15 protein-coding genes are annotated in these 13,603 nt (G+C 67.7%); all 15 read left to right on the top strand.

Annotated elements, in window-relative coordinates; genetic code table 11:
• Positions 1–151: 151 nt before the first annotated feature.
• The 15 genes from K7711_RS25870 (at position 152) to hypE (ending at position 13,593) form a co-directional block, all read left to right on the top strand.
• Entirely contained in the window at positions 152–526 is a 375-nt protein-coding gene (locus K7711_RS25870) for a hydrogenase maturation nickel metallochaperone HypA/HybF (protein ID WP_222972038.1), read from the top strand.
• Positions 484–1,281 carry a hydrogenase nickel incorporation protein HypB gene (gene hypB, locus K7711_RS25865; RefSeq protein ID WP_222972037.1) on the top strand — a complete coding sequence of 266 codons (798 nt, stop codon included), beginning with the start codon at positions 484–486 and terminating at the stop codon, positions 1,279–1,281. Before K7711_RS25870 ends, hypB begins: the two co-directional genes overlap by 43 nt.
• A gap of 96 nt (positions 1,282–1,377) precedes the next feature.
• Positions 1,378–2,433 (top strand): NADH-quinone oxidoreductase subunit B family protein, encoded by a 1,056-nt coding sequence (locus K7711_RS25860; RefSeq protein WP_222972036.1) that lies wholly within the window; start codon positions 1,378–1,380, stop codon positions 2,431–2,433.
• A gap of 13 nt (positions 2,434–2,446) precedes the next feature.
• Positions 2,447–4,243, top strand: a complete 1,797-nt coding sequence (locus K7711_RS25855) for a nickel-dependent hydrogenase large subunit (RefSeq protein ID WP_222972035.1) — start codon at positions 2,447–2,449, stop codon at positions 4,241–4,243.
• Between the two features lie 31 nt (positions 4,244–4,274).
• Positions 4,275–5,192, top strand: a complete 918-nt coding sequence (locus K7711_RS25850) for a NifU family protein (protein ID WP_308014942.1) — start codon at positions 4,275–4,277, stop codon at positions 5,190–5,192.
• The gene (locus tag K7711_RS25845; RefSeq protein WP_222972034.1) at positions 5,189–5,842 is read left to right on the top strand and encodes a DUF5947 family protein; all 654 of its coding nucleotides are present in this window, start codon (positions 5,189–5,191) and stop codon (positions 5,840–5,842) included. Before K7711_RS25850 ends, K7711_RS25845 begins: the two co-directional genes overlap by 4 nt.
• Positions 5,839–6,486: a DUF6084 family protein gene (locus tag K7711_RS25840; RefSeq protein WP_222972033.1), complete on the top strand. Its 648-nt coding sequence runs from the start codon at positions 5,839–5,841 to the stop codon at positions 6,484–6,486. The genes K7711_RS25845 and K7711_RS25840 overlap by 4 nt, the downstream gene beginning before the upstream one ends.
• The gene (locus tag K7711_RS25835) at positions 6,483–7,823 is read left to right on the top strand and encodes a hypothetical protein (RefSeq protein ID WP_222972032.1); all 1,341 of its coding nucleotides are present in this window, start codon (positions 6,483–6,485) and stop codon (positions 7,821–7,823) included. The genes K7711_RS25840 and K7711_RS25835 overlap by 4 nt, the downstream gene beginning before the upstream one ends.
• 44 nt (positions 7,824–7,867) lie before the next feature.
• Positions 7,868–7,987, top strand: coding sequence for a DUF6893 family small protein (locus tag K7711_RS49350; RefSeq protein ID WP_372460188.1), 120 nt, complete (start codon positions 7,868–7,870; stop codon positions 7,985–7,987).
• Positions 7,984–8,460, top strand: a complete 477-nt coding sequence (locus tag K7711_RS25830; protein WP_222972031.1) for a hydrogenase maturation protease — start codon at positions 7,984–7,986, stop codon at positions 8,458–8,460. The genes K7711_RS49350 and K7711_RS25830 overlap by 4 nt, the downstream gene beginning before the upstream one ends.
• Before the next feature lie 2 nt (positions 8,461–8,462).
• Entirely contained in the window at positions 8,463–8,786 is a 324-nt protein-coding gene (locus K7711_RS25825) for a HypC/HybG/HupF family hydrogenase formation chaperone (protein WP_222972030.1), read from the top strand.
• The gene (gene hypF / locus K7711_RS25820) at positions 8,783–11,056 is read left to right on the top strand and encodes a carbamoyltransferase HypF (protein ID WP_308014941.1); all 2,274 of its coding nucleotides are present in this window, start codon (positions 8,783–8,785) and stop codon (positions 11,054–11,056) included. Before K7711_RS25825 ends, hypF begins: the two co-directional genes overlap by 4 nt.
• A gap of 20 nt (positions 11,057–11,076) precedes the next feature.
• Entirely contained in the window at positions 11,077–11,403 is a 327-nt protein-coding gene (locus tag K7711_RS25815; protein WP_222972028.1) for a HypC/HybG/HupF family hydrogenase formation chaperone, read from the top strand.
• On the top strand, positions 11,403–12,515 hold the full coding sequence (gene hypD, locus K7711_RS25810; RefSeq protein ID WP_222972027.1) for a hydrogenase formation protein HypD: 1,113 nt from the start codon (positions 11,403–11,405) through the stop codon (positions 12,513–12,515). Before K7711_RS25815 ends, hypD begins: the two co-directional genes overlap by 1 nt.
• Positions 12,508–13,593, top strand: a complete 1,086-nt coding sequence (gene hypE, locus K7711_RS25805) for a hydrogenase expression/formation protein HypE (RefSeq protein ID WP_222972026.1) — start codon at positions 12,508–12,510, stop codon at positions 13,591–13,593. Before hypD ends, hypE begins: the two co-directional genes overlap by 8 nt.
• The last annotated feature ends 10 nt before the right edge of the window (positions 13,594–13,603 follow it).

The following is a 13,603-nucleotide window of genomic DNA, read 5'->3' as shown; positions in this document are numbered from 1 at the left end:
CAGTATTGCAGTCCGGTCGGCAATGTCGATCCACCACAGCCGACCACCCCGGCGGTATCTCCATACCTGTTCCGCGGCGACTTCGCGGAGGTATGCTCGGAGCGTCGGCGTTCCGGAAAATCGATAGGTATCCGAGGAATCGAGATATCTCATGCACGAGCTGGCAATCGCACAGGGAATCATCGGCGGAGCATGTGAGCATGCGGCGGGCCGACAGATATTTCGCGTGACCGTCGCGGTCGGAACGCTCTGCGCGGTGGTGCCGGACGCGCTGCGGTTCTGTTTCGAACTGGCGGCCGAGGGCACCCTCGCCGAGGGAGCCGAGCTGATCATCGAGCAGGTCCCCGCCCGGGGACACTGCCATCGATGCGAGCGCGATTTCACCCTGCACGAGCCGATTCCCCTGTGCGACTGCGGAAGTGCGGACGTCGGCATCAGCGCGGGCACAGACCTGCGAATCCGTTCGATGGAGGTGAGCGATCCATGTGCGCTACCTGCGGATGCGGCCGCGACAGCACGGCGGTGATCACCGAACCGCACGTACACGAGCACGAACACGACCATCCGCACCACCACGAGCACGATCACCCGGCCACCGAGACGGTGATCCTGGAACAGCAGGTGCTCGCGAAGAACGACGAACTGGCACAGCGCAATCGACGGTGGTTCGCCGAACGCGAGATCCTGGCGCTGAACCTGACCAGCTCGCCCGGCGCGGGCAAGACCACGCTGCTCGAGCGAACCATCCGCGAATGCCCGGACCTCCCGATCGGGGTCATCGAGGGCGATCAGGAGACCCTGCTGGACGCCCGGCGGATCGAATCCACGGGCTGCCCGGTCGTACAGCTCAACACCGGCGCGGGCTGCCATCTGGACGCGGAGATGACCTGGAACGCACTGGAGGCGCTGAACCCGCCGGAGCGCGGCGTCGTCTTCATCGAGAACGTCGGAAATCTGGTGTGCCCGGCGCTGTTCGACCTCGGCGAGCAGGCCAAGGTCGTCATCGTCTCGGTCACCGAGGGGACGGACAAACCACTGAAGTATCCGCACATGTTCGCCGCGGCCGAGCTGGTGCTGATCAACAAGATCGACCTGCTGCCGTATGTCGACTTCGACCTCGACCAGTGTGTGCGCTACGCCCGCACGACCAATCCGGGTGTCGAGCTGCTGACGCTGTCGGCGACGACGGGCGAAGGGTTCGGCGAGTGGTACGAGTGGCTCGGCGAGCGGCGACGTTCCACCCTCGAACGAGCCATTGAGGTTACTTCCCAGCAAGCATAAAATTATGTGGCCTGCATCACAGGTTGAGACAGTGCATATTGAGACGGCTTCGAGCCGGATCGGACAGCCCCCGCCCGGCTCGGGAAGGTGGCGCTCATGCCCACGAAGGAAGCAGTCGAGGCCGAAGAAACGTTGATACACGTGCTGTGGATCAACGCCGGCTTGAGCTGCGACGGCGATTCGGTGGCGTTGACTGCCGCCACCCAGCCCAGCGTCGAGGAGATCGCTCTCGGAGCGCTTCCCGGTCTGCCCAAGATCGCCGTACATTGGCCGCTGATCGATTACGAATGCGGCCCGGCCGGCGGAGCCGACGATTTCCTCGAATGGTTCTTCAAGGCCGACCGCGGTGAACTCGAGCCGTTCGTGCTCGTCGTCGAGGGATCCATTCCGAACGAGCAGATCAACGGTGACGGCTATTGGTGCGGTTTCGGGAACAATCCCGAGACGAACCAGCCGATAACCACCAGTGAATGGCTCGACCGCCTGACGCCGAAGGCCACCGCCGTGGTGGCGGCCGGCACCTGCGCGACCTACGGCGGAATTCACGCGATGGCCGGTAATCCGACCGGTGCGATGGGCGTGCCGGACTATCTCGGCTGGGACTGGAAGTCCAAGGCCGGTATTCCGATCGTCTGCGTGCCCGGCTGCCCGATCCAACCGGACAATCTGTCCGAGACGCTGACCTATCTGCTCTACATGGCCACCGGACAGGCGCCGATGATTCCGCTCGACGAAGCCCTGCGTCCCAAATGGCTTTTCGGCGCGACGGTCCACGAGGGCTGTGACCGCGCCGGATACTACGAGGAGGGCGAGTTCGCCAACGAGTACGGATCGCCGAAATGCATCGTGAAACTGGGATGCTGGGGTCCGGTCGTCAAATGCAATGTGCCCAAACGTGGTTGGCTCAACGGCGTGGGCGGGTGCCCCAATGTCGGCGGCATCTGCATCGGCTGCACGATGCCGGGATTCCCGGACATGTTCATGCCGTTCATGGACGAACCGCCGGGCGCGAGAATCTCGTCCACGGCATCGGGGCTGTACGGCTCGGTGATCCGCAGCCTGCGGCACATCACCGATCGCACGGTCGACAAGGAGCCGCACTGGCGGCACCGGGGAGAGAAATTGGAGACAGGGGCCACTCGCACCTGGTAGGAGGATCTCGGAGATGACACAGATCATCCCGGAGGCTTCACACAAGAAGATCGAGCCCGATTCGCTCGTCGAGATGGCGTGGGACCCGATCACCCGCATCGTGGGCAGCCTCGGTATCTATACGAAGATCGACTTCGAGAACCGGGAAGTGGTCGAATGTCACAGCACATCGTCCATCTTCCGCGGCTACTCGATATTCATGCGCGGCAAGGATCCGCGCGACGCGCATTTCATCACCAGCCGCATCTGCGGTATCTGCGGTGACAACCACGCGACCTGTTCCTGCTACTGCCAGAACATGGCCTACGGGGTGAAACCGCCGCATCTGGGTGAGTGGATCGTCAATCTCGGCGAGGCCGCGGAATACATGTTCGACCACAACATCTTCCAGGAGAATCTGGTCGGCGTGGACTTCTGCGAGAAAATGGTGGCCGAGACCAATCCCAGCGTCCTGGACGCCGCCCGCAAGACCGAGGCGCCGCACGCGGCGATGCACGGTTACCGCACCATCGGCGAGATCATGGAAGCGCTCAATCCGTTCACCGGTGAGTTCTACCGCGAGGCGCTGCAGGTCAGCCGCTACACGCGAGAGATGTTCTGCCTCATGGAAGGTCGGCACGTTCATCCCTCCACGCTGTATCCCGGCGGCGTCGGAACGGTGGCAACCATTCAGCTGATGACCGATTACATGACGCGGCTGATGCGGTACGTGGAGTTCATGAAGAAGGTCGTGCCGATGCACGACGATCTGTTCGACTTCTTCTACACCGCGATTCCCGGCTACGAGAAGGTCGGGCTGCGCCGCACACTGCTGGGCTGCTGGGGTTCGTTCCAGGATCCGGAGGCGTGCAACTTCGCCTACAAGGACATGGAGAACTGGGGCCGCAAGATGTTCGTGACCCCGGGCGTCGTGGTGGACGGCAAACTGCTCACCACCTCGCTCGTCGACATCAACCTCGGTCTCCGAATCCACTTGGGCAGTTCGTATTACGAGGACTGGACCGATCAGGAGATGTTCGTGAAGACCGATCCGCTGGGCAATCCGGTGGACCGGCGGCACCCCTGGAACCAGCACACCAACCCCAAACCGCAGAAACGCGATCTGGACGACAAGTACAGCTGGGTGATGTCCCCGCGTTGGTTCGACGGCAAGGACCACCTCGCCCTGGATACCGGCGGCGGCCCGCTGGCTCGGCTGTGGTCCACGGCGCTGGCTGGTCTGGTCGATATCGGCTACGTGCGTTCGACCGGGCACAGCGTGCAGATCAACCTGCCCAAGACCGCGTTGAAGGGGCCGGTGGAGTTCGAGTGGAAGATCCCGGCGTACGGGAGCAACACCATCGAACGCGACCGCGCCCGCACCTACTTCCAGGCCTATGCGGCCGCCTGCGCACTGCACTTCGCCGAGCAGGCGCTCGCGGAGATCCGGGCGGGCCACACCAAGACCTGGGAGAAGTTCGAGGTGCCCGACGAAGGCATCGGCTGCGGTTTCACCGAGGCCGTGCGCGGCGTGCTCTCGCACCACATGGTGATCCGCGACGGCAAGATCGCGAACTACCACCCGTATCCGCCGACGCCGTGGAATGCGAGTCCGCGCGACACTTTCGGCACTCCGGGCCCGTACGAGGACGCGGTGCAGGGCCAGCCGATCTTCGAGGAGAACGACCGCGAGCATTTCAAGGGCATCGACATCATGCGCACGGTGCGCAGTTTCGATCCCTGCCTGCCCTGCGGTGTGCACATGTATCTGGGCAAGGGCAAGACGCTGGACGCCCTGCACTCTCCGACCCAGGCACTGACCGGCGAATGATGCCCGGCCCGGTCGTACCGGCCGGGCCACGGTGAAGGAGGCGATACTCACGCGCTCCGAGGACAACGACCCCGACGTAGCGGTCGACGACGACCGGTGGCGCGGTGTGGGCGATCGAATCGAGAGCCTGCTCGACGCCGCGTCCGCGCACGGCACGGTGGCGCGCGAACGAGCCGAGGCGCTCGTCGGCGAGGTCGTGGATCTGTACGGCGCCGGACTGCGACGCATCGTCGAGCAACTCGACGACGTCGCGGTGCGACGCCTGGTCCAGGACGATCTGGTGGCCAGCCTGCTGCTGGTCCACGGTCTGCATCCGCAGGACGTGCGGACCCGGGTCGCGGCCGGACTCGACAGTGTGCGCCCGTATCTGGGCTCGCACGGCGGCGACGTGCGGCTGCTCGAGATCACCGGTGAGGGCGTGGTCCGGCTCGAGCTGACGGGCAGCTGTCGCAGTTGCCCGTCCTCGACGGTGACCTTGGAACTGGCCGTGGAGGATGCGGTGCGCGCGGCGGCGCCGGAGGTCACGGCGATCGAGGCGGTCGCGGCCGAGCCGGCGGCCCAGGCCGCGGTCATCGCCCCGGACACGCTGTTCTCGCATGTGCGATCGGGCGGAAACTGGGTCGCCGCACCGGAACTGGAGGAGCTCGCGCCCGGCGAGGTCGGCGGATTCGAGCTGGCCGGGATCACGCTGCTGGCGTGCCGGGTCGGCGAGAACGTCTACGTCTACCGCGACTCGTGCGCGGCATGCAGCCGGTCGCTGGCGGGCGCGGCGCTGCACCGCGAACTCGGATCCGGTGATCCGGTGTTGCGCTGCCCGAGTTGCCGCGCCCACTTCGACGTCGTGCACGCCGGGGACCGGCTCGACGGCGACGGTCATCTGGAGCCCTTCCCGGTGCTGGTGCGGTCCGGGGAGCTGTCGGTCGCGGTGCCCGCGGGGGTGGCCGGATGAATCCGACGATACGGGCCCTGCGGCGGATCGCGGCCGATCGGCCACCCGCCCCGGCCCCCGGCGAGCGGTGCGAGATGTGCGCGGAAGCCATCGCCGAGGAACATCAGCACGTCGTCGATGTCGAAGCGCGGCAACTGATGTGCGTATGCCGCGGCTGCTATCTGCTGTTCACCGATCGCCGCGCGGCACTGCGTTTCCGGGCCGTGCCGCAGCGGTACCTGTCGTTCCCGGACTTCACCCTGAGCATGCCCGAATGGGACGGGCTCGAGATCCCGGTGGGCCTGGCCTTCTTCTTCCGCAACTCGGCCGCGAACCGCACCGTCGCGCTGTATCCCGGACCGGCCGGGGCGACCGAATCCGAGCTGCCGCTGCGTGATTGGCAGCAGTTCGTCGACCAGCACGGTGAATTCGCCGATCTCGCCGACGATGTGGAGGCGCTGTTGATCCGGGTGCCCGATCGCGATGTCGCGGCAGCGCAGTGCCTGCTGTTGCCGATCGACGCGTGCTACGAGTTCGTCGGGCGAATCCGCCTGCTGTGGCACGGTTTCGACGGCGGCTCGGCGGTGCACCGCTACGTGGACGACTTCTTCGCCACGATGTCGGCCAGGGCTCGCCCGGCCGATGTGGCCGGATCCGGGGAGGTCTCGTGAGCCCGGCCTATTCCACGACGTTCGCGGTGCTGGACATCCGCCCCGAACCGTATGCGGTGACCCCGATCCTGTCCGCGCGGGTCGGGATCGCCTCGGTGGGCGACGAACCCGTGCACGCGATCGCCCTGCGCGCCCAGGTGCGGATCGAGCCGGGACGGCGCGGTTACACCGACGCCGAGAGCGCCGGGCTGCTGGATCTGTTCGGACCGCGCGAGCGCTGGGCGCAGACGCAGCGGTCCTTCCTCTGGATGCACTGCGCGACGACGATTCCGGGATTCACCGGCGGTTCGGAGGTGGACCTGCCGATGTTGTGCACCTACGACTTCGAGGTCGCCGGATCGAAATATCTGCACGCCCTGCAGGAGGGCACGATCCCGCTGCAGTTCCTGTTCAGCGGCACGGTGTTCAGCAAGGGCAGTACCGGTTTCGCGGTACAGCAGATCCCGTGGGATCGCGAGGACCGCTACGAGATGCCGGTCACGGTGTGGCGCGAGCTGATGGCGGCGCACTTCCCGCACGCGGGCTGGGTCCGCCTGCGCGAGGACACCATGACCGCGCTCACCGCGTTCAAGGCTCAGCACGGCATGCTCGGCTTCGACGACACCGTCGAGCGATTGCTCGCCACGGCCGAGGAGTCGGCATGAGTAGGCCGGAGGCGCAGTCGACAGCGCGGGCACGTGCCCGCGCGGTGGCCGACGCGGTGCTCTACGAGGGATATCTGCTGTACCCCTACCGCGCCGATGCGCGAAAGAACCGCTCCCGCTGGCAGTTCGGCGTTCTCGGACCGGTCGGCGCGGCCGCGGACGGGTTCGGCGAGGACAGCGAGATCAGCGGACAAGCGCTGCTCGAGGTCACCGGTGCGTGCTCGCTGCGAATCACCGTGCGGTTCCTGCAACTTCAGCATCGTGGCATCCGCGATGCCGCTGACGAACCCGTCGCGGAACTGACCGCCGCCGGGCGGACGTGGCTGGATTGGGACGAGGCGGTCGAGCGGGAATTCGCCCTGGATCCCGTTGCGCCCGTGGCGATCACCGCGCCGATCGAGATCCCCGGCGGCGTCGAGGTCGAACGGCTCGGTGACCCGGCGGGCGACCCCGAGGGCTCGGTCGTGCGCACCCGGTGCGCGCTGGACGGACAGTTCGAACTGGCCGTCGAACCGGACGACGGATATCTGCGCCTGACGATGACCGTGCGCAACACCGGGGAGCCCGCCACGGACCAGCGCGACGCCATCGCCCGATCACTGATCGGCGCGCACATCATCGCCGAAGCCGAAGGGGCGCAATTCGTTTCGCTCCTCGAACCGCCACCGGACGCCGAAGCGGCCGTGAGCCGCTGCACGCACCACCGCTGCTTCCCGGTACTGGCCGGACCGCCCGGCGACCACAGTCTGCTGCTGGTCTCGCCGATCATCCTCTACGACCATCCCGAGATCGCCGAGCAGAGCCCGGAACCGCTGTTCGACTCGACCGAGATCGACGAGATCCTCACCCTGCGCGTGCTGACGATGACCGACGCGGAGAAGGCCGCCGCGCGGGCGACCGATCCCCGCGCGGCACGCATCGTGGACCGCTGCGAGGCGATGACCGCACCCGAGCTGGACCGGTTGCACGGCGTCCTGCGTGATCCGCACGCCGATGAGGCCCACGCGATCCCGGAGATCCCGCCCGGCGTGGACTGGTGGGATCCCGACGCCGACGGCGCGGTCCGGCCGGAATCGGACGCGGTGCCCATCGGCGGCGTGCTGGTGCGCCAGGGCAGCCGGGTGCGGCTGCATCCCGCGCGCCGCGCGGACATCCACGACATGTTCTTCGACGGCCGTGACGCACGAGTCACCTCGGTGCACGCCGACGTGGACGGACGCACCCACGTGGGCGTGGTCATCCTCGACGACCCCGGCGCCGACCTGCACGAATGGTACGGGCGCTACCTGTATTTCGACCCGGACGAACTGGAACCACTGGAGAGACCGGACAACTGAACCCGACGATTGCCCGCGACGCGGGCACGAGGAAAGGAGCACCCATGGAGGTCATGGGAATCATCTTGACGGTGATCATCGTGGTGGCGATCCTCCTGGCCGCGGCGATCGGCCTGCGGTCGGTCCCGGACATGAGGCGCTACCTGCGAATGCGGCGGATGTGACCAGCCGGGTCCTGGTTGCCGGGATCGGCAACATCTTCCTCGGTGACGACGGCTTCGGCCCCGAGGTGGTGCGCCGAATGCCTTCCGGGCCAGGGGAATCGGCGCGGATCGTCGACTACGGCATCCGCGGGATGCACCTGGCCTACGACCTGCTCGAGGACTGGGATGCGCTGGTACTCGTGGACGCCGTGCCGAACCGGGGTGAGCCCGGCCGGCTCGAGGTGATCCGCGCCGAACCCGATCAGGACCGACCGGCCGAGTTGGACGCGCACGGTATGGATCCGGCCGCGGTGTTCGCCGGTGTGCGGGCACTGGGCGGCGCGGTACCGCCCACGGTGGTCGTCGGCTGTCAGGTGCACTCGACCGAGGAGGGCATCGGATTGTCCGATCCCGTTGCGGCCGCGGTGGATCCGGCGGTCGACACCGTGCGGCGGGTCGTGACCGAGCTGTGTGACCAGCGAGCGGAGGTGTGAGCATGTGTCTCGGGATCCCCGGACGTGTCGTGCGGATCATCGAGGGTTACAACCGGCAGCTGGCCCTGGTCGACGTCTCCGGCGAGCAGCGGAAGGTGAATATCGGCCTGCTCCAGGATGATCCGGTGCAGGCCGGGGAGTGGGTCATCATCCACATGGGCCTGGCGGTCGAACGGACCGACGAGGCGGGGGCGCGCCGGGCGCTGGCGGGCCTGGAGCTGATGGGCCGGGGCGAGCAGTCCGTGAGCGGAGCGCAGCGGAGCGAACCATGGGCGCAGCGCCCGGCGGGCACGACGGAGCCGAGCGCCGGCGAGGTGCAGTCGTGAGCGCCGACCGCGGTCGCTGCCGGTTGCTGGTGCGCGGCGTCGTACAGGGCGTCGGATTCCGGCCGTTCGTCTACAGCACGGCCGCCGAACTCGCCTTGACCGGCAGCGTCGCCAACGACAGTGCCGGAGTGACGATCGATATCGAAGGCGCACCCGCCGCGCTGCGCGAGTTCACCGAACGCCTGCGGCACCGGCCGCCGCCGTTGGCGGTGATCGAGTCGATCGAACGCACCGAGCTGCCGGTGCGCGGCGGAACCGGATTCCAGATCGCCGGAACCACCCGGGGCAGCGGCCGCACGCTGGCCTCCCCCGATGTCGCGATCTGCGCGGACTGCGCCCGGGAACTGACCGATCCGGACGATCGCCGGTACCGTCACCCGTTCATCAACTGCACCAACTGCGGCCCCCGGTTCACCATCATCGCGAGCCTGCCGTACGACCGCGACCGGACCTCGATGGCGGATTTCGCGATGTGCGAGCGGTGTGCGCGGGAATATCACGATCCGGCCGACCGCCGCTTCCACGCCCAGCCGATCGCCTGCCCGGACTGCGGCCCGAGCCTCACCTATTCCGCTGCCGGGAGCGACGATCCGCTCGCTGCGGCACGAAAGCTGCTGCGCGAGGGTGGAATTCTGGCGGTGAAGGGGATCGGCGGGTATCACCTGGCGTGCGACGCCGACAACGAGGACGCCGTGGCACTGCTGCGCGCCCGGAAACGGCGCGGCGACAAACCTTTCGCCGTCATGGTCGCCGATCCGGCCACCGCAGGCGCGATCGCCGAACTCGACGATGATGCGGCCGAGATCCTGACCGCGCCGCAACGTCCGATCCTGTTGCTGCCGCGCGGAACCCGCCCCGTCGCCGCATCGGTGGCTCCGGGCAATCGCGATCTCGGCGTCATGCTGGCCTACACGCCGCTGCATCTGCTGCTGTTCGGGCTGCCCGGCGATCCGCCCGGTCCGGACGTGCTGGTGATGACCTCGGCCAATCTCGGCGGCGAGCCGATCTGCTACACGGACGACGATGCCGCGCACCGGCTCACGGAGCTCGCGGACGCGGTCCTCGGACACAACCGGCGCATTCTGGTGCCCTGCGACGATTCGGTGGTCCGGCTCGTCGACGGCGAGGAGTTGCCGATCCGTCGTTCGCGCGGATACGCGCCGCTGCCACTGGCACTGCCGATGCCCGTCGAACCCACCGTCGCGGTCGGCGCGGATGTGAAGAACACCTGCGCGCTCGCCGACGGGCGGTACGCGTGGCTGAGTCAGCACATCGGCGATATGGACGATCTGGCCACCCTGCGCGCGTTCGAGGCCGCCGAGGCGCATCTCGAGCAACTGACCGGGGTCCGGCCGCGACAGCTGGCCGCCGACGCCCACCCCGGGTATCGCTCGAGTGCGTGGGCGCACCGCACCGCGGGCGAGCGGTCGGTGTCCTCGGTGCAGCACCATCACGCGCACATCGCGGCGGTGATGGGCGAGCACGGCCTGCCCGGCTCCGCGACGGTCACCGGAATCGCCTTCGACGGCACGGGATTCGGCGCCGACGGAGCGATCTGGGGCGGGGAGATACTCGCCGCGGGGTACAAGGGTTTCCGCCGCCTCGCGCACCTGGCGTACGTTCCGCTGCCGGGCGGTGACACCAGCGTGCACCGGCCCTACCGGATGGCGCTGGCACACCTGTATGCCGCCGGGATCGACTGGTCCGAGGGGATCGGATCGGTCGCCGTCTGCCCGCCCGCGGAACGCCGGATCCTGTTGCACCAGTTGAGGACCGGACTGGGCTGCGTGCCGACCTCGAGTATGGGGCGGCTGTTCGACGCGGTGTCCTCGCTGGCCGGTGTGCGGCACCGCGTCGACTACGAGGCGCAGGCCGCCATCGAACTCGAGGGCCTGGCCCGCGATGTCGCACCCGAGCACGCCTACCGCTTCGAGATCAGCGACCCGGATGCCGACGGGGTCGCCCGCATCTGTCCCGCATCTCTTGTGGCCGCGGTGGTCGCCGACGTGCTCGCCGGAGCCGGAGCCGGGCTGATCGGCGCGCGATTCCATGCGGCGGTGGCGGAGTTGATCCTGGACGCGGCGTGCCGATTCGGCGAACCGGGCGTCCCGGTAGCCCTGTCCGGCGGGGTGTTCCAGAACGCTCTGCTGTTGTCACTCGCGCGTCGTCGCCTGCAGGAGAACGGATTTCACGTCATCACCCACCACAGGGTGCCACCCAACGACGGCGGCCTGGCCTTCGGACAGTTGCTCGCTGCCGGAGCCGGATGAGCGAAAGGTAGGAACCGATCATGTGCCTGGCAGTCCCGGGGAAGGTGCTCGAACTCTACGAGCGCGACCAGACCCTGATGTCGGTGGTCGATTTCGGCGGAGTCCATAAAGACGTCTGCCTGCAGTACATCCCGGACGCGGCCGTCGGCGACTACGTCGTCGTCCATGTCGGATTCGCCATCCAGCGGCTGGACGAGGAATCGGCCCTCAAGACCCTGGCCGAATTCCAGCATCTGGGTGTGCTGAACGAGGAATTCGGCGACGGGTTCGCCATCGCGGCCCGCCAGTCCGGTCTGCCCGACCCGACCGCGCCGTCCCAGCCCGCCCACGACAACGAGGTGAAATGATGAAATACCTGGACGAATTCAGCGATCCCGAGCTGGCCCACCATCTGCTCGAACGCATTCGCGCCACCACCACCCGCCGCTGGGCGATCATGGAAGTCTGTGGGGGCCAGACGCATTCGATCATCCGGCACGGCATCGACCAGCTGCTGCCGGATCAGATCGAGATGATCCACGGGCCCGGCTGCCCGGTCTGCGTCACCCCGCTGGAGATCATCGACAAGGCGCTCGAGATCGCCGCGCGCCCGAATGTGATCTTCTGCTCCTTCGGCGACATGCTGCGCGTGCCGGGCAGTTCCGAGGATCTGTTCCGGGTCAAGAGCAAGGGCGGCGATGTGCGCGTGGTGTATTCGCCGCTGGACGCGCTCACCATCGCCAGGGAGAACCCCGACCGGCAGGTGGTGTTCTTCGGCATCGGATTCGAAACCACCGCCCCGGCCAACGCGATGACGGTGTACCAGGCCCAGCGCCTGGGTATCGAGAACTTCTCGCTGCTGGTCTCGCACGTGCTGGTCCCGCCGGCGATCGCCGCGATCATGGAATCGCCCGACTGCCGGGTGCAGGGCTTCCTGGCCGCCGGACACGTCTGCTCGGTGATGGGGACCGCGGAGTATCCGCCCCTGGCGGAGAAGTACCGAGTTCCCATGGTGGTCACCGGATTCGAGCCGCTGGACATCCTCGAGGGCATCCGTCGCGCGGTGATGCAGCTGGAGCAGGGCAGGCACGAGGTCGAGAACGCCTACCCGCGTGCGGTTCCGGCGCAGGGCAATCCGGCGGCCAAGGCGATGCTCGAGGACGTGTTCGAGGTCACCGACCGAGGCTGGCGCGGTATCGGCGTGATTCCGCGCAGCGGCTGGCGACTGTCCGAGCGGTATCGCGACTACGACGCCGAACACCGGTTCAGCGTGACCGACGTGCACACCGACGAATCCTCGATCTGCCGGTCCGGTGAGGTGCTGCAGGGCCTGATCAAGCCGACCGAGTGCGCGGCCTTCGGCACGAAGTGCACGCCGCGTAATCCGTTGGGCGCCACCATGGTCTCCTCCGAGGGCGCGTGCGCCGCCTACTACCTGTACCGGCGGCTGGATCAGCCCGCGGAGGTGGCCCATGCTTGACCAGGCCGCGAACCCCTCCTCGCCACCGGGATTCGATGCCGGGAGTTGGGTATGCCCACTGCCGCTGCGGGATTCGCCGACGATCGTGATGGCGCACGGCGGCGGTGGCGCGATGTCGGGCGAATTGATCGAGCACCTGTTCCTGCCCGCGTTCGGCGCGGCCGCCGACGCCGCTCTCGGCGATGCGGCGGTGATCGAGGTGGGCGGTGTCCGCCTGGCGTTCTCGACCGATTCGTTCGTGGTGAAGCCGCTGACGTTCCCCGGCGGCACCATCGGCGAACTGGCGGTCAACGGCACCGTCAACGATCTGGCGATGATGGGCGCGCGCCCGCTGGTCCTGTCCACCGCCTTCATCCTCGAGGAGGGCACCGAACTGGCCGAGATCGCCCGTGTCGCACAATCTCTCGGCACCGCAGCAGCTGCCGCGGAGGTGAAGCTGGTCACCGGCGACACCAAGGTCGTCGACGCCGGGCACGGTGACGGGATATTCGTCAACACCGCCGGAATCGGCCTGGTCCCCGAGGGCGTGGACATCGGCCCGCATCGGGCGCGGCCCGGTGACGTCGTGGTGATCAGCGGCGATATCGGCGTGCACGGGATCGCGGTGATGAGTTGCCGCGAGGGCCTGGAATTCGGCACCACCGTGCGCAGCGACACCGCACCCCTGAACGGTCTGGTCGCCGACATGCTGGCCACCGGCGCGGATGTGCACGTCCTGCGTGACCCCACCCGCGGCGGTGTGGCGGCCTCGCTCAACGAGATCGCCGCGCAGGCGAATGTCGGTGTGCGACTGGACGAACGCGCACTGCCGATTCCCGATTCGGTGCGCGACGCCTGCGGTCTGCTCGGCCTGGATCCGCTGTACGTCGCGAACGAGGGAAAGCTGGTCGCCTTCCTCGCCCCGCAGGACGCCGATCGCGCACTCGAGGCGATGCGGGCGCATCCACTGGGCGCGCGGGCACAGGCGATCGGGGTCTGTGTCGAGGACCATCCGGGTATGGTTGTCGCACGGACCGCATTGGGCGGGACGCGCGTGGTGGACCTTCCCGCCGGTGAACAACTGCCGCGGATCTGTTGAGCGATCACCG

Source organism: Nocardia coffeae (assembly GCF_019890715.1).
In the GTDB taxonomy this organism is placed as follows: domain Bacteria; phylum Actinomycetota; class Actinomycetes; order Mycobacteriales; family Mycobacteriaceae; genus Nocardia; species Nocardia jiangxiensis.
This window is presented reverse-complemented; position numbering and strand designations above follow the sequence as displayed.